This window comes from Burkholderia stabilis (assembly GCF_001742165.1).
Lineage (GTDB): Bacteria > Pseudomonadota > Gammaproteobacteria > Burkholderiales > Burkholderiaceae > Burkholderia > Burkholderia stabilis.
This window is the reverse complement of sequence record NZ_CP016442.1, coordinates 2,052,034-2,068,067: the sequence shown is the minus strand read 5'-3', so window position 1 is coordinate 2,068,067 and position 16,034 is coordinate 2,052,034. Positions and strand designations below refer to the sequence as shown.

Below are 16,034 nucleotides of genomic sequence, written 5' to 3'. Positions count from 1 at the left end.
GGTCGGGTACTTCGGTGCCCTGAACGGGAGAGCGGAAAGTGTTCCAAGGGGCGTCGGCGCTGACGCTCGATGCGAAAGGGCGGATGTCGGTGCCGGCTCGCTATCGCGAAGCGCTGCAAGGACAGGCAGAAGGACGGGTGACTGTGACCAAGCACCCGGACGGCTGCCTGTTGCTGTTTCCGCGCCCCGAATGGGAAGTATTCCGCGCCAAGATCGCCGCGCTGCCGATGGACGCGCACTGGTGGCGGCGAATTTTTCTCGGCAATGCGATGGACGTCGATCTCGACAGCGCCGGCCGGATTCTTGTATCGCCCGAGCTGCGCATGGCAGCCGGACTGGAAAAGGAAGTCATGTTGTTGGGAATGGGTAGTCACTTCGAGCTGTGGGATTCGCAGACCTACAACGCGAAGGAGCAGGCAGCGATGGCGCAGGGCATGCCCGACGCGCTGAAGAATTTCACGTTCTGATTGCGGTGACGGAGACGCCCGCGATGGGAAACGAATTGCGGCATCGGACGGTGCTGTTGGATGAAGCGGTCGAGTCGCTCGTGACGCGGCCGGACGGCGTGTATGTCGACGGCACGTTCGGGCGCGGCGGCCATAGCCGCGCGGTGCTCGCGCGGCTGGCGGCGGCTGGGCGGCTGATCGCGTTCGACAAGGACCCGAGGGCGATCGAGACGGCGCAGGGCATCGAGGATGCGCGCTTCTCGATCGTGCATGACAGCTTTGCATCGATGCGCGACGCGCTTGCGGCGCGCGGCGTCGAGAAGGTGTCGGGTGTGTTGCTGGACCTGGGCGTGTCCTCGCCGCAGGTGGACGATCCGGCGCGCGGCTTCAGCTTCCGCGCCGATGGTCCGCTGGACATGCGAATGGATCCGACGCGTGGCGAGTCGGCGGCCGAATGGCTCGCACGGGCTTCGGTGCAGGAATTGACGGAGGTGATACGGGATTATGGGGAAGAACGGTTTGCTTTTCAGATTGCAAAGGCGCTTGTTGCTCGCCGGGCAGAGTCCGACCGTCTTGGGCCTCTCGACACCACGGGCGAGCTTGCCCAAATCGTGGGTCACGTCGTCAAAACCCGTGAGAAGGGCAAGGATCCGGCAACCCGCACCTTTCAGGCTATACGGATTCACGTCAATCAAGAGCTTGCGGACCTGCAAGTCGTACTAGACGCGGCATTGTCGTTGCTGGAGCAAGGGGGGCGGCTGGTGGTCATCAGCTTTCATTCACTCGAGGACCGGATCGTCAAACGATTCATGCAGGCGCACGCGAGTGCGCCTGCGGTCGATCGTCGCCTGCCGATCCGCGCCGTCGACCTCCCGAGCCCGCCGCTCAAGATCATCAGCCGCCAGTTTCCGAGTGAAGCGGAAGTCGCCGCGAATCCGCGCGCCCGGTCCGCCGTGATGCGCATTGCGGAGCGCGTCACGCCATGAGCCGCTTCAACATCTTCCTGCTGATCATCGTGATGGGTTGCGCGCTGTCGGTCGTCAACTCGACGAACCAGCAGCGCCAGATCTTCATCCAGTTGCAGCGCGCGCAGTCGCAGGAGCGTCAGCTCCAGCAGGACTACGCGCAGCTTCAATATCAGCAGAGCGCGCTGTCGAAGACGTCGCGCATCGAGCAGCTCGCGAACGATTCGCTGAAGATGCAGCCGATCACGACCGGCCGCACGCAATACCTGACGCTGTCGCCGGGCGCCGCGAAGGCGATCGACGCGCCGATCCCGGCTTCCGCCGACACGGCCGGCAAGGGGGGCGCACGATGAAGCCGTCGCCGAAGCGCCAGAACGTGAAGTTCTCGTCGAGCCCCGTGCTGGGCGTGCATCTGCCGATGTGGCGCTCGAAGCTCGTCGTGTTCATGCTGTTCATGGCGTTCGTCGCGCTGGCCGCGCGGGCGTTCTGGATCCAGGGCCCGGGCAACGCGTTCTATCAGAAGCAGGGCGAGAGCCGCTACCAGCGCACGCTCGAGCTGCCCGCGACGCGCGGCAAGATTCTCGACCGTAACGGGCTCGTGCTCGCGACGAGCCTGCCCGTGCGCGCGATCTGGGCGATTCCCGACGCGGTGCCGGACGATCTCGACGCCGACAAGGTCAACCAGCTCGGCAAGCTCCTCGGCATGACGTCGAAGGAACTGCGCGTGAAGCTGTCGGAAGACAAGGGTTTCGTCTACGTGAAGCGCCAGGTGCCGATCGACATCGCGGACAAGGTCGCCGCGCTCGACATCCCGGGCATCTATCAGCGCAACGAATACAAGCGCTTCTATCCGGAAGGCGAGATCACCGCTCACCTGATCGGCTTCACGAACGTCGAGGACGAAGGGCAGGAGGGCGTCGAACTCGGCGACCAGAAGATGCTGTCCGGCACGTCGGGCGTACGCCGCGTGATCAAGGACCGGATGGGGCACATCGTCGAGGACGTCGCCGAGCAGATCCCGCCGCACAACGGAACCGACGTCGACCTGTCGATCGACAGCAAGATCCAGTACATCGCGTACGCGAACCTGAAGGCCGCCGTCGAGAAGTTCAAGGCGAAGGCCGGCGCGGCGATGGTCGTCGACGTGCGCACCGGCGAAGTGCTCGCGCTCGTCAACTACCCGACGTACAACCCGAACGACCGCTCGCGCATGACGGGCGAGCAGTTGCGCAACCGGATCATGACCGACGTGTTCGAGCCGGGCTCGATCATGAAGCCGTTCACGGTGTCGCTCGCGCTCGACCTGCATCGTGTGACGCCGAACACGCTCGTCGAGACGGGCAACGGGCATTTCGTGCTCGACGGCGCGCCGATCACCGACGACGCAGGCTTCGGCACGCTGACGGTCGGCGGCGTGATCCAGAAGTCGAGCAACATCGGCGCGACGAAGATCGCGATGACGATGCGGCCCGAGGAAATGTGGAATATGTATACGAGCATCGGCCTCGGCCAGGCGCCGAAGGTCGGCTTCCCGGGCGCGGTGGCCGGCCGCCTGCGGCCGTGGAAGAGCTGGCGGCGCATCGAGCAGGCGACGATGTCGTACGGCTACGGCCTGTCGGTGTCGCTGTTCCAGCTCGCACGGGCATACACGGCGATCGCGCACGACGGCGAGCTGATGCCCGTGACCATTTTCAAGACCGACCCCAACCAGCCGGTCGTGGGCACGCAGGTGTTCAACCCGACCACCGCGCGCGAGGTTCGCGCGATGCTCGAGACGGTGGTGGCGCCGGGCGGCACGTCGCCGGATGCGGCGGTGCCGGGCTATCGCGTCGGCGGCAAGAGCGGTACCGCGTACAAGCATGAAGGCCACGGCTACACGCGCAAGTACCGCGCGTCGTTCGTCGGGATGGCGCCGATGCCGAATCCGCGCATCGTCGTCGCGGTGTCGGTCGACGAGCCGACCGCCGGCAGCCACTTTGGTGGCGCGGTGTCGGGCCCCGTATTCTCGGCGATCGCCGGCGACACGATGCGTGCGCTGAACGTGCCGCCGAACATGCCGATCAAGCAGCTCGTCGTGTCTGACGATTCGCCGGCGGCACCGGCTGCGACGGGCCCGCAAAAGCTCGCCGCGGGTAGCGGTGCGAAGCATATGATCGTGTCCAGCACGACGCGTAATTCACCAGGAGTTGTTCGATGAGCGCCGCCCGCAGTTCCCATCCGGCGCATCAGCAGATCGCAGCCGCGCTTGCGTGGCTGCGTCAGCATGTGGCCCCCGCCGCGCAACTGCATGCCGACACGCGCAGCCTCAAGGCCGGCGACGTGTTTCTCGCGTATGCGGTCGACGGGGCAGACAACCGCGCTTTCATGACCGATGCCGTCGCTCGCGATGCGGCCGCCGTGCTGTATCAGCCGGAAGGGCTGGCCGCCGCGCCGGCCGTTCCGGTCGCGCTCGCGGTGCCGGCGCTCGACCAGCTGGCAGGCGAGATCGCCAGCGGCTGGTACGGCGATCCGAGCGACAGCCTGCTCGCGGTCGGCGTGACCGGCACCAACGGCAAGACCTCGTGCACGCAATGGATCGCCGCCGCGCTGACGGCGCTGCACCAGCCGTGCGCGGTGATCGGTACGCTGGGCAGCGGGATGCCCGGCCAGCTCGTGCCGACGGGTTTCACCACACCCGACGCGCCGCAACTTCAGCGCAGCCTTGCGCAGTTGCGCGACGCGGGCGCGAAGGCCGTGGCGATGGAGGTGTCGTCGCACGCGCTGCACCAGGGGCGCGTGAACGGCACGGCATTCGACATCGCGGTATTCACGAATCTCACGCAGGATCACCTCGACTATCACGGCACGTTCGACGCATACGAGGCCGCGAAGGCGAAGCTGTTCGCATGGCGCGGCCTGCGCGCGGCGGTCGTCAATCGCGACGATGCGGCGGGCCGGCGCCTGCTCGAAATGCTGGCCGGCCGCGTGCGCACGATTGCGTACGGGATCGGCGACGCACCGGCGCCCGACGCCGATCGCGAACTGGTCGCGCTCGACGTGCGCGCCACCGCGACCGGCACGGCATTCCGCCTGCGTTCGTCGTGGGGCGACGCGGACGTCGAGGTCGGTACGCTCGGCACGTTCAACGTCAGCAACCTGCTCGCGGTGCTCGGCTCGCTGCTCGCGGCCGACGTGCCGTTCGACGCGGCGATCGCCGAGATCGCGCGACTCGAATCCGTCAACGGCCGGATGCAGCGGCTCGGCGGCCGGCTGCAGAACGACGAACCGCTCGTCGTGATCGACTACGCACACACGCCCGATGCGCTCGAGAAGACGCTCGACGCGCTGCGCCCGATCGCTGCCGCGCGCGGCGGCCGGCTCGTGTGCATGTTCGGCTGCGGCGGCGATCGCGATGCGACGAAGCGGCCGCTGATGGGCGCGATCGCCGAACGGCTCGCCGACGAAACCGTCGTCACGAGCGACAACCCGCGCAGCGAAGATCCGCAGCGCATCATCGACCAGGTCGTCGCGGGCATGACCGCGCCCGAGCGCGCACGCCGTATCGAGGATCGCGCGAGCGCAATCCTGCAGGCCGTGCGCGGCGCCGCACGCGAGGACGTCGTCGTGCTGGCCGGCAAGGGCCACGAGGCAACGCAGGAAATCATGGGCAAGAAACGTACGTTCTCCGACCAGGATCACGCGCGGCTCGCGCTGGCAGCACGTGCGACGCACGGCAAGGGAGGCGGCGAATGACGATGCTCAGCCTCGGCGAAGCCGCTCGCCTGATTCCCGGCGCAACCGTCCACGGCGATGCGGGCGTCACGTTCGAACGCGTGTCGACCGACAGCCGCACGGTCGGCCCGGGCGACCTGTTCGTCGCGCTGAAAGGCGAGCGCTTCGACGCGCACGATTTTCTCGTCGACGTGGCCGCGCGCGGCGCGTCGGCGGCGCTCGTCGCGCACGTGCCGGCAGGTCTCGCGATGCCGGCGATCGAAGGCGGCGAAACGCGTGCCGCGCTCGGCGCGCTCGCACACGGCTGGCGCAAACGATTTCCGCTGCCGCTCGTCGCGGTGACGGGCAGCAACGGCAAGACGACCGTCAAGGAAATGATCGCGTCGATCTTCGCGGCGGCGGTCGGCGCCGACGCGCGGCTCGCGACCGCCGGCAACCTGAACAACGACGTCGGCCTGCCGCTGACGCTGCTGCGCCTGTCGGCTGCACATCGCCTCGCGGTGATCGAGCTCGGGATGAATCACCCCGGCGAGACCGAAGTGCTCGCGCGTCTCACCGCGCCGACGGTCGCGCTCGTGAACAACGCGCAGCGCGAGCACCAGGAATTCATGGCGACGGTCGAAGCCGTCGCGCTCGAACACGCGGCCGTGATCCACGCGCTGCCGCCGGACGGTGTCGCCGTGTTCCCGGCCGACGATGCGTATGCGGGCATCTGGCGTGTCGCGGCGACGGGCAACCGGATCCTCGATTTCGCGCTGAACGATGCGGAACGGCAGACCGAAGCGCAGGTCACGGGCCGTCTGCACGGCGGCGAACTCGCGATCGACACGCCGGCCGGCGCCGTCACGGTGCGGCTGCGTGCGCTCGGCGAGCACAACGCCTGCAACGCGCTGGCCGCGACGGCCGCAGCGCTGGGCGCTGGCGTCGCGCTGCCGGCGATCCGGCAAGGCCTCGAATCGTTCGAGCCGGTCAAGGGCCGGCTGCAGGTGAGGCAGGCGAGCGCCGGCAGTCTCGCGGGCGCGACGGTCGTCGACGATACGTACAACGCGAACCCCGATTCGATGCGCGCCGCGATCGACGTGCTCGCCGCGCAACCGGCGCCGCGCGTGCTGGTGATCGGCGACATGGGCGAGGTCGGCGACGAAGGGCCGGCGTTCCATCGCGAGATCGGTGCGTACGCGCGCGAGCGCGGGATCGACGCGCTGTTCGCGCTCGGCGATGCGTCGCGCGATGCGTGTACGGCATACGGCGACACGGCCCGCCATTTCGGCGACGTCGGCACGCTGGTCGACGCGCTGCTCGCGGCGGGCTACGGCGCGCAGGCGACGGTGCTCGTGAAGGGCTCGCGGTACATGAAGATGGAGCGCGTGGTCGACGCGCTGACGAACCAACCCGCGGCGGGCACGGCGCCCGCTGCACACTGAGTAGAAGGAAGGAAGCATGCTGCTGGCGCTGGCGCAATGGCTGCAAGGTGACGCAAGCTTTTTGCGCTTGTTCACGTACCTCACGTTCCGGGCGGTGATGGCCACCATCACTGCGCTCGGGATCGGGCTCGTGTGCGGACCGTGGGTGATCCGCAAGCTGACGCAAATGAAGGTCGGGCAGGCCGTGCGCAAGGACGGCCCGCAGACGCACCTCGTCAAGTCGGGCACGCCGACGATGGGCGGCGTGCTGATCCTGATCGGCATCGCGGTCGCGACGCTGCTGTGGGGCGACCTGACGAACCGTTTCATCTGGATCGTGATGCTCGTCACGTTCGGTTTCGGCGTGATCGGCTGGGTGGACGACTACCGCAAGGTCGTCCACAAGGACCCGCGCGGGATGTCGTCGCGCGAGAAGTATTTCTGGCAGTCGGTGATCGGGCTGTTCGCGGCCGTCTACCTCGCCTTCAGCGTGTCCGAGGCGAACAACGTGCGCGTGTTCGACCTGTTCATGGCGTGGGTGAGGAGCGGCCTGTCGATGGGGCTGCCGGCGCGCGCCGACCTGATGCTGCCGTTCCTGAAGTCGATCAGCTATCCGCTGGGCGTCTGGGGTTTCATCGTGCTGACCTACTTCGTGATCGTCGGCGCGAGTAACGCGGTGAACCTGACCGACGGCCTCGACGGCCTCGTCATCATGCCGGTCGTGCTGGTCGGGGCGTCGCTGGGTGTGTTCGCGTACGTGATGGGCAGCGCGGTCTATTCAAAATACCTGCTGTTCCCGCACATCCCGGGCGCGGGCGAACTGCTGATCTTCTGTTCCGCGATGGGCGGGGCAGGGCTCGCGTTCCTCTGGTACAACACGCACCCCGCGCAGGTGTTCATGGGCGACGTCGGCGCGCTGGCGCTCGGCGGCGCGCTCGGCACGGTCGCGGTGATCGTGCGCCAGGAAATCGTGCTGTTCATCATGGGCGGCATCTTCGTCGCGGAAACGCTGTCGGTGATGCTGCAGGTGTCGTGGTTCAAGTACACGAAAAAGCGTTACGGCGAAGGGCGCCGCCTGCTGAAGATGGCGCCGCTGCATCACCATTTCGAATTGTCCGGCTGGAAGGAAACGCAGGTGGTGGTGCGTTTCTGGATCATCACGCTGATGCTGTGCCTGTTCGGTTTGACCACCCTCAAGTTGCGGTAAAGGAAAGGTAACAAGGATGTCTGGCGAGATGTTTGGAGATCGGCAACGGCCGATGGTGCTCGTACTGGGGCTCGGGGAATCGGGTCTCGCGATCGCGCGATGGTGCGCGAGGCACGGGTGCCGGCTGCGCATTGCCGATACCCGCGAGGCGCCCCCGAACCTTGCCTCGCTGCAGGCTGAAGGCATCGATGCGGAATTCGTCGGCGGGGCGTTCGCGCCCGCGCTGCTCGACGGCGGCGTCGAACTCGTCGGGCTGAGCCCCGGGCTGTCGCCGCTCGAACCGGAACTCGCTGCGCTGGTCGCGGCCGCGAACGAGCTCGGGATCGCGGTGTGGGGCGAGCTGGAATTCTTCGCACAGGCGCTGCGCGCGCTCGGCACGAGCGGCTACCAGCCGAAGGTGCTCGCGATCACCGGCACCAACGGCAAGACCACGACGACGAGCCTCACGGGCCTGTTGTGCCAGCGCGCGGGCAAGAAGGTCGCCGTTGCCGGCAACATCAGCCCCGCGATGCTCGACCGGCTCGCGGGCGCGATCGACGAAACGGCGCTGCCCGACGTGTGGGTGCTCGAACTGTCGAGCTTCCAGCTCGAGACCGCGCGCACGTTCGCGCCCGATGCGGCCGCGATCCTCAACATCACGCAGGACCACCTCGACTGGCACGGCAGCTTCGACGCCTACGCGAAGGCAAAGGGCCGGATCTTCGGCGCGACGACGACGCGCGTTCTGAACCGCGACGATGCCGCCGTGATGAAGTTCGCGCCGGCCGCCGGCGCGGCCGACGCGCCGCGTACGGTCACGTTCGGCCTGCACGAACCGACGCAGGACGGCGACTACGGGCTGTCGCGCGACAACGGCATCGCGTGGCTGGTGGAAGCCGTCGATCGCGACGCGCCCGATGAAGCGACGACGAGCCGCCGGCGCAAGCGCGACGCCGCGCATACGCCCGACATCGCGCAGAAGCGCCTGATGCCGGCCGACGCGCTGCGCATTCGCGGGCTGCACAACGCGGCGAACGCGCTGGCCGCGTTCGCGCTCGCGCGTGCGATCGACCTGCCGGCCGCGCCGCTGCTGCATGCGCTGCGCGAATACCGCGGCGAAGCGCATCGTGTCGAAGTGATCGCGACGATCGACGACGTCGACTACGTCGACGACAGCAAGGGAACGAACGTCGGTGCGACGGTTGCCGCGCTCGACGGGCTCGCGCAGAAGATCGTGCTGATCGCAGGCGGCGACGGCAAGGGCCAGGATTTCGCGCCGCTGGTCGCGCCGGTCGCGCGCTGGTGCCGCGCGGTGATGCTGATCGGCCGCGATGCGCCGGCGATTCGCGACACGCTCGCCGAAACGGGCGTGCCGCTCGCCGACCACGAAACGCTCGAAGGCGCGGTGCACGCGGCGGCCGATCTCGCGGAGCCGGGCGACGCGGTGCTGCTGTCGCCTGCGTGCGCGAGCCTCGACATGTTCAGGAATTACGCCCATCGCGCGGATGTGTTCCGCGCGGCGGTCGACGAAATCGCCATCGACAAAGGAGCGACGCCATGAGCTGGTCCGATCGCCTCGTCTCCCGTTTCAACGACCGGCGCGAGGCCGGCGGCAATGCCGCGGGCGGCCGTGTCGCGTCCGCCACGCGCGCCGCGACGGGCGGCCTCGCGAGCGTCGTCAACGGCGTGCGCCCGAGCCGTTCGCGGATGCTCGACTTCGATTACTCGCTGCTGTGGGTGGCGATCGCGCTGCTCGGGCTCGGCGTCGTGATGGTGTATTCGGCGTCGATCGCGATGCCGGATTCGCCGAAATACGCGCAGTACCACGATTACGCGTTCCTGATGCGCCACTGCGTGTCGCTCGTCGTCGCGTTCGTCGCGGCGGTGGTCGCGTTCCGCGTGCCGGTATCGACGTGGGACAAGTACGCGCCGCATCTCTTCCTGATCGCGCTCGTCAGCCTCGTGATCGTGCTGATCCCGCACGTCGGCAAGGGCGTGAACGGCGCGCGCCGCTGGATTCCGCTCGGCATCACGAACATGCAGCCGTCGGAAATCATGAAGCTTGCGGTGACGATCTACGCGGCGAACTACACGGTGCGCAAGCAGGAGTACATGCAGAGCTTCGCGAAGGGCTTCCTGCCGATGGCGTTCGCGGTCGGCCTGGTCGGCGCGCTGCTGCTGCTCGAGCCTGACATGGGCGCGTTCATGGTGGTCGCCGCGATCGCGATGGGCGTGCTGTTCCTCGGCGGCGTGAACGGCAAGCTGTTCGGCGGCCTCGTCGCGACGGCGGTCGGCACGTTCACGATGCTGGTGTGGCTGTCGCCGTGGCGTCGCGAGCGGATCTTCGCGTATCTCGATCCGTGGGACGAGCGCTATGCGCAGGGCAAGGCGTACCAGCTCACGCATTCGCTGATCGCGTTCGGCCGCGGCGAATGGTTCGGCGTCGGCCTCGGCGGCAGCGTCGAGAAGCTGAACTACCTGCCGGAAGCGCATACCGACTTCATCCTCGCGGTGATCGGCGAGGAGCTCGGCTTCATCGGCGTGCTGGTCGTGATCCTGCTGTTCTACTGGATCGTGCGTCGCGCGTTCGAGATCGGCCGCCAGGCGCTCGCGCTCGATCGCACGTTCGCGGGCCTGACGGCAAAGGGCATCGGCATCTGGTTCGGCGCGCAGGCGTTCATCAACATGGGCGTGAACCTCGGGCTGCTGCCGACCAAGGGCCTCACGCTGCCGCTCGTGAGCTACGGCGGCTCGGGCATTCTGCTGAACTGCGTCGCGCTCGCGGTGCTGCTGCGGGTCGACTATGAAAACCGGGTGTTGATGCGCGGAGGGAAGGTATGACCGCGTCGCGACGCACGCTGATGGTGATGGCAGGCGGCACCGGGGGCCACGTGTTCCCGGGGCTCGCGGTCGCGCACCGGATGGAAGCGGCGGGCTGGCGCGTCGTATGGCTCGGCAATCCGGCCGGGATGGAAGCGACGCTCGTGCCGAAGCACGGCATTCCGATGGAATACGTGCGGTTCGGCGGGCTGCGCGGCAAGGGCCTGAAGACCAAGCTGACGCTGCCGGTCAACCTGCTGCGCGCGTGCTGGCAGAGCCTCGGCGCGCTGCGCCGAGTGCGGCCGGACGTCGTGCTCGGGATGGGCGGCTACATCACGTTCCCGGCGGGCGTGATGGCTGCGCTGTCGGGTCGTCCGCTCGTGCTGCACGAACAGAATTCGATCGCGGGCCTCACGAACAAGGTGCTCGCGAAACTCGCGAAACGCGTGCTCGTCGCGTTCCCCGGCGCGCTGCCGCACGCGGAATGGACAGGTAACCCGATCCGCACGGAACTTGCGCGCACGGAACCGCCCAAAGCACGCTATGCGTCGCGCAGCGGCCCGTTGAACGTGCTCGTCGTCGGCGGCAGCCTCGGCGCGACCGCGCTGAACGAAGTGGTGCCGCGCGCACTGGCGATGCTGGTGCCGGGCGAACGCCCGCGCATCGTGCATCAGGCCGGCGCGAAGCATATCGATGCACTGAAGGCGAATTACGAAGCGGCCGGTTTCGCGGCCGGCGAAGACGTGCGGCTCGTGCCGTTCATCGACGACATGGCGGCCGCATATGCGGCGGCGGATCTCGTGATCTGCCGGTCGGGGGCGATGACGGTGTCGGAGATCGCGGCGGTGGGCGTGGCGGCGCTGTTCGTGCCGTTCCCGTACGCGGTCGACGATCACCAGACGACCAATGCCGCGTTCCTCGCCGATGCGGGCGCGGCCGTGCTGGTGCAACAACGCGACCTGTCGGCGGACCTGCTCGCCGACTGGCTGCGCGGTCAGTCGCGGGCATCGCTCGCCGACATGGCGGAACGTTCGCGCGCACTGGCGAAGCCCGAGGCCACCGAGGAAGTCGCGCGCGTGTGCGCGAAGGCGGCCGGCGCGAACCTGGAACAATTGCAATGAAACACATCGTCAAACACATTCATTTCGTCGGGATCGGCGGCGCGGGCATGAGCGGCATCGCCGAAGTGCTCGTCAACCTCGGCTACGAGGTCAGCGGCTCGGACCTGTCGCGCAACGCGGTGACCGATCGTCTGCAGGCGCTCGGCGCGCGGATCGCGATCGGCCACGATGCGGCGAACATCGAGGGCGCGAACGCGGTCGTCGTGTCGACGGCCGTGCGCTCGGACAACCCGGAAGTGCTGGCCGCGCGCGCGAAGCGCGTGCCGATCGTGCAGCGCGCGGTGATGCTCGCGGAACTGATGCGCCTGAAGCAGGGCATCGCTATCGCCGGAACGCACGGCAAGACCACGACGACGAGCCTCGTCGCGAGCGTGCTCGCGGCGGGCGGGCTCGACCCGACCTTCGTGATCGGCGGGCGGCTGATCAGCGCCGGCGCGAACGCGCGGCTCGGCACGGGCGACTTCATCGTCGCCGAGGCCGACGAGTCGGACGCGTCGTTCCTGAACCTGTATCCGGTGATCGAAGTCATCACGAACATCGACGCCGATCACATGGACACCTACGGCCACGATTTCGCGCGGCTCAAGCAGGCGTTCATCGAATTCACGCAGCGCCTGCCGTTCTACGGCAGCGCGGTCGTGTGCGTCGACGATCCGAACGTGCGGCAGATCATCCCGTTCATCTCGAAGCCGGTCGTGCGCTACGGCCTGTCGCCGGACGCGCAGGTGCGCGCCGAGGACATCGACGCGCGCGACGGCCGGATGCATTTCACGGTGATCCGCGAAGGGCGCGCGCCGCTCGCGGTCGTACTGAACATGCCGGGCCTGCACAACGTGCAGAACGCGCTCGCGGCGATCGCGATCGCGACCGACCTCGGCGTGACGGACGACGCGATCCAGCTGGCGCTCGCGGAATTCAACGGTGTAGGCCGGCGCTTCCAGCGTTACGGCGACGTACCGACCGCGGACGGCGGCCAGTACACGCTGATCGACGACTACGGCCATCACCCGGTCGAAATGGCCGCGACGATCGCGGCCGCGCGCGGCGCATTCCCGGGCCGCCGCCTCGTGCTGGCGTTCCAGCCGCACCGCTACACGCGCACGCGCGACTGCTTCGACGATTTCGTCAACGTGCTGTCGACGGTCGATGCGCTGGTGCTGACGGAAGTCTATGCGGCCGGCGAGGCCGCGATCGCGACGGCCAGCGGCGACGCGCTGTCGCGTGCGCTGCGCGCGATAGGGAAGGTTGACCCGGTGTTCGTCGCAACGGTCGACGACGTGCCGGATGCATTGGCGAAGGTCGCGCAGAACGGCGACGTGGTGATCACGATGGGCGCGGGTTCGATCGGCGGCGTGCCGGCGAAGGTCGTGCAGAACACGCAACAGAAGGGATGACATGAGCGGGATCGATCCGAAACGTTTCGGCAAGGTGGCGGTGTTGTTCGGCGGCGAATCCGCCGAGCGCGAGGTGTCGCTCACCTCGGGCCGCCTCGTGCTGCAGGGCCTGCGTGACGCGGGCGTCGATGCGCATCCGTTCGACCCGGCCGAGCGGCCGCTGTCGGCGCTGAAGGACGAAGGCTTCGTGCGCGCATTCAACGCGCTGCACGGCGGCTACGGCGAGAACGGCCAGATCCAGGGCGCGCTCGATTTCTACGGGATCCGCTACACGGGCAGCGGCGTGCTCGGGTCGGCGCTCGGCCTCGACAAGTTCCGCACGAAGCTCGTGTGGCAGCAGACGGGTGTGCCGACGCCGCCGTTCGAGACGGTGATGCGCGGCGACGACCTCGCGGTGCGCGCGACGGAAATCGTCGCGAAGCTCGGCCTGCCGCTGTTCGTGAAGCCGGCGAGCGAAGGCTCGAGCGTCGCGGTGCTGAAGGTGAAGACGGCCGACGCGCTGCCGGCCGCGCTCGCGGAAGCTGCGACGCACGACAAGATCGTGATCGTCGAGAAGAGCATCGAAGGCGGCGGCGAATACACCGCGTGCATCGCCGGCGATCTCGATCTGCCGCTGATCAAGATCGTGCCGGCGGGCGAGTTCTACGACTACCACGCGAAGTACGTCGCCGACGACACGCAGTACCTGATCCCGTGCGGCCTGCCGGCCGCACAGGAGGCGGAACTGAAGCGCATCGCGCGCCGCGCGTTCGACGTGCTCGGCTGTACCGACTGGGGCCGCGCGGATTTCATGCTCGACGCAGCCGGCAACGCGTATTTCCTGGAAGTGAACACGGCCCCCGGGATGACCGACCACTCGCTGCCGCCGAAGGCCGCGCGCGCGGTCGGCATCAGCTATTCGGAGCTGGTCGTGAAGGTGCTGTCGCTCACGCTCAACGACTGACGCAGGAACGGAACGACGTATGTGGAACAACGTTCGCCAACTCAACCTTGCCGCCAGCGCGCTGTACGCGCTGTTGCTGCTCGTGTTGGCGGCGGCCGGCTGCTACTGGCTGATCCAGCGCCCGACGTTCGCGCTGCGCGAGATCAAGATCGACGGCGACACCGAGCACATCAACACGCCGACGGTGCGTGCGGGCGTGGTCGGCCGGCTGAAGGGCAATTTCTTCACGGTGGATCTCGACACGGCGCGCGCCGCGTTCGAGCAGATGCCCTGGGTGCGCCATGCGAGCGTGCGCCGGGTGTGGCCGAATGCGCTGGCTGTCACGCTCGAGGAGTACAAACCGCTCGGGACCTGGGGCAGCGACCAGCTCGTGAGCGTCGACGGCGAGCTGTTCACCGCGAACCAGGGCGAGCTGGAGCAGGAGCTGCCCGCGTTCGACGGCCCGGAAGGCAGTGCAAAGGAAGTCGTCACGCGGTACCACGACTTCGGGAAATGGTTTGCGCCGCTGAAGGCGGCGCCGGAAGAAGTGACGCTGTCGGCGCGGTACGCGTGGACGGTGAAGCTGTCGAACGGCATGCAGGTCGAGCTGGGCAAGGAACGCAACAGTGAATCACTGCATGACCGGAGCCAGCGCCTGGTGGCCGCATGGCCGGCCGTCACGGAGCGTTGGGGCAACGACATCGAGTACGCGGACCTGCGCTATCCGAACGGATTCGCGATTCGCGCGGCAGGCATGCGGTTCCTGACCGATACCGACAAGCGCAAGAAGTAACGAGAGATCACACGCAAGAGCACTTTATGAGCAAAGACTACAAGGATCTGCTGGTTTCCCTCGACATCGGCACGTCGAAGGTGGTGGCCATCGTCGCCGAGCTGAAGGGCGAAGGCCACTACGAGGTGATCGGTCTCGGCCAGAGCGAGTCGAAGGGTCTGAAAAAAGGCGTGGTGGTCAACATCGAGGCCACCGTGCAGTCGATCCAGCGCGCGCTCGAGGAAGCCGAGCTGATGGCCGACTGCAAGATCACCAACGTGTTCACGGGGATCGCGGGCAGCCATATCCGCAGCTTCAACTCGAGCGGGATGGTCGCGATCAAGGACAAGGAAGTCACGCAGACGGACGTCGCGCGCGTGATCGAGACCGCGAAGGCGATCAACATCCCGACCGACCAGCAGGTGCTGCACATCCTCACGCAGGAATTCATCATCGACGGCCAGGAAGACGTGCGCGAGCCGATCGGGATGAGCGGCATCCGCCTCGAGGTGAAGGTGCACATCGTGACGGGCGCGGTGAGCGCCGCGCAGAACATCGTCAAGTGCGTGCGCCGCTGCGGGCTCGAAGTGAACGACCTGATCCTGCAGCCGCTCGCGTCGTCGCTGGCGGTGCTGACGGAAGACGAGAAGGATCTCGGCGTGGTGCTGGTCGACATCGGCGGCGGCACGACCGACATCGCGATCTTCGCCGAAGGCGCGATCCGCCACACCGCGGTGATCCCGATCGCCGGCGACCAGATCACGAGCGACATCGCGATGGCGCTGCGCACGCCGACGCCGGATGCGGAAGACATCAAGGTCGGCTACGGGATCGCGAAGCAGGCGCTCGCCGATCCGGACGAGATGGTCGAAGTGCCGGGTCTCGGCGAACGCGGCCCGCGCACGCTGTCGCGCCAGGCGCTGGCGGCCGTGATCGAGCCGCGCGTCGAGGAACTGTTCTCGCTCGTGCAGCAGGTGGTGCGCGAGTCGGGTTACGAAGAACTGTTGAGCTCCGGCGTGGTCATTACCGGCGGTGCATCGATGATGCCGGGCATGGTCGAGCTCGGCGAAGACATTTTCCTGAAACCGGTGCGCATCGGCGCGCCGGAATATGCAGGCGGCCTCTCCGACGTCGTGCGCAATCCGCGCTACTCGACGGCGATGGGGCTGCTCGTCGAAGGCAGCGCTCAGCGCATGCGCGGCCGCAAGGTCGCCGTGCAGTCCGGCAACGCGGGGCAAGTGTTCTCGCGGATGAAGGAATGGTTCTTGAGCAACTTCTGACGAACCGAATCGAA

The 16,034-nt window shown here is 67.6% G+C and carries 14 protein-coding genes; all 14 read left to right on the top strand.

Annotated elements, in window-relative coordinates:
- Positions 1-38: 38 nt before the first annotated feature.
- The 14 genes from mraZ to ftsA are packed head-to-tail and all read left to right on the top strand — an operon-like array spanning position 39 to position 16,020.
- Positions 39-467 (top strand): division/cell wall cluster transcriptional repressor MraZ, encoded by a 429-nt coding sequence (mraZ, locus tag BBJ41_RS09590; protein WP_006487094.1) that lies wholly within the window; start codon positions 39-41, stop codon positions 465-467.
- Positions 468-490: 23 nt separating this feature from the next.
- Positions 491-1,432, top strand: a complete 942-nt coding sequence (gene rsmH, locus BBJ41_RS09585; RefSeq protein ID WP_027783449.1) for a 16S rRNA (cytosine(1402)-N(4))-methyltransferase RsmH — start codon at positions 491-493, stop codon at positions 1,430-1,432.
- A complete protein-coding gene (gene ftsL / locus BBJ41_RS09580; RefSeq protein ID WP_069746309.1) occupies positions 1,429-1,764 on the top strand; it encodes a cell division protein FtsL in 336 nt (111 codons plus the stop codon). The genes rsmH and ftsL overlap by 4 nt, the downstream gene beginning before the upstream one ends.
- The gene (locus BBJ41_RS09575; protein WP_069746308.1) at positions 1,761-3,608 is read left to right on the top strand and encodes a peptidoglycan D,D-transpeptidase FtsI family protein; all 1,848 of its coding nucleotides are present in this window, start codon (positions 1,761-1,763) and stop codon (positions 3,606-3,608) included. The genes ftsL and BBJ41_RS09575 overlap by 4 nt, the downstream gene beginning before the upstream one ends.
- Complete coding sequence (locus BBJ41_RS09570) at positions 3,605-5,143, top strand: UDP-N-acetylmuramoyl-L-alanyl-D-glutamate--2,6-diaminopimelate ligase (RefSeq protein ID WP_069746307.1); 1,539 nt, start codon at positions 3,605-3,607, stop codon at positions 5,141-5,143. The genes BBJ41_RS09575 and BBJ41_RS09570 overlap by 4 nt, the downstream gene beginning before the upstream one ends.
- Complete coding sequence (locus tag BBJ41_RS09565; protein ID WP_069746306.1) at positions 5,140-6,546, top strand: UDP-N-acetylmuramoyl-tripeptide--D-alanyl-D-alanine ligase; 1,407 nt, start codon at positions 5,140-5,142, stop codon at positions 6,544-6,546. The genes BBJ41_RS09570 and BBJ41_RS09565 overlap by 4 nt, the downstream gene beginning before the upstream one ends.
- Before the next feature lie 16 nt (positions 6,547-6,562).
- Positions 6,563-7,732, top strand: a complete 1,170-nt coding sequence (gene mraY, locus BBJ41_RS09560) for a phospho-N-acetylmuramoyl-pentapeptide-transferase (protein WP_006477019.1) — start codon at positions 6,563-6,565, stop codon at positions 7,730-7,732.
- Positions 7,733-7,760: 28 nt separating this feature from the next.
- Positions 7,761-9,272, top strand: a complete 1,512-nt coding sequence (gene murD, locus BBJ41_RS09555; protein ID WP_069746305.1) for a UDP-N-acetylmuramoyl-L-alanine--D-glutamate ligase — start codon at positions 7,761-7,763, stop codon at positions 9,270-9,272.
- On the top strand, positions 9,269-10,552 hold the full coding sequence (ftsW, locus tag BBJ41_RS09550; protein WP_069746304.1) for a putative lipid II flippase FtsW: 1,284 nt from the start codon (positions 9,269-9,271) through the stop codon (positions 10,550-10,552). Before murD ends, ftsW begins: the two co-directional genes overlap by 4 nt.
- Positions 10,549-11,652, top strand: a complete 1,104-nt coding sequence (gene murG / locus BBJ41_RS09545; protein ID WP_069746303.1) for an undecaprenyldiphospho-muramoylpentapeptide beta-N-acetylglucosaminyltransferase — start codon at positions 10,549-10,551, stop codon at positions 11,650-11,652. The genes ftsW and murG overlap by 4 nt, the downstream gene beginning before the upstream one ends.
- The gene (gene murC, locus BBJ41_RS09540; RefSeq protein ID WP_069746302.1) at positions 11,649-13,046 is read left to right on the top strand and encodes a UDP-N-acetylmuramate--L-alanine ligase; all 1,398 of its coding nucleotides are present in this window, start codon (positions 11,649-11,651) and stop codon (positions 13,044-13,046) included. Before murG ends, murC begins: the two co-directional genes overlap by 4 nt.
- A 1-nt stretch (position 13,047) precedes the next feature.
- A complete protein-coding gene (locus BBJ41_RS09535; RefSeq protein WP_069746301.1) occupies positions 13,048-13,989 on the top strand; it encodes a D-alanine--D-alanine ligase in 942 nt (313 codons plus the stop codon).
- A gap of 19 nt (positions 13,990-14,008) precedes the next feature.
- The gene (locus BBJ41_RS09530) at positions 14,009-14,761 is read left to right on the top strand and encodes a cell division protein FtsQ/DivIB (RefSeq protein ID WP_069746300.1); all 753 of its coding nucleotides are present in this window, start codon (positions 14,009-14,011) and stop codon (positions 14,759-14,761) included.
- 26 nt (positions 14,762-14,787) lie between these two features.
- Entirely contained in the window at positions 14,788-16,020 is a 1,233-nt protein-coding gene (gene ftsA / locus BBJ41_RS09525) for a cell division protein FtsA (protein ID WP_006487138.1), read from the top strand.
- The last annotated feature ends 14 nt before the right edge of the window (positions 16,021-16,034 follow it).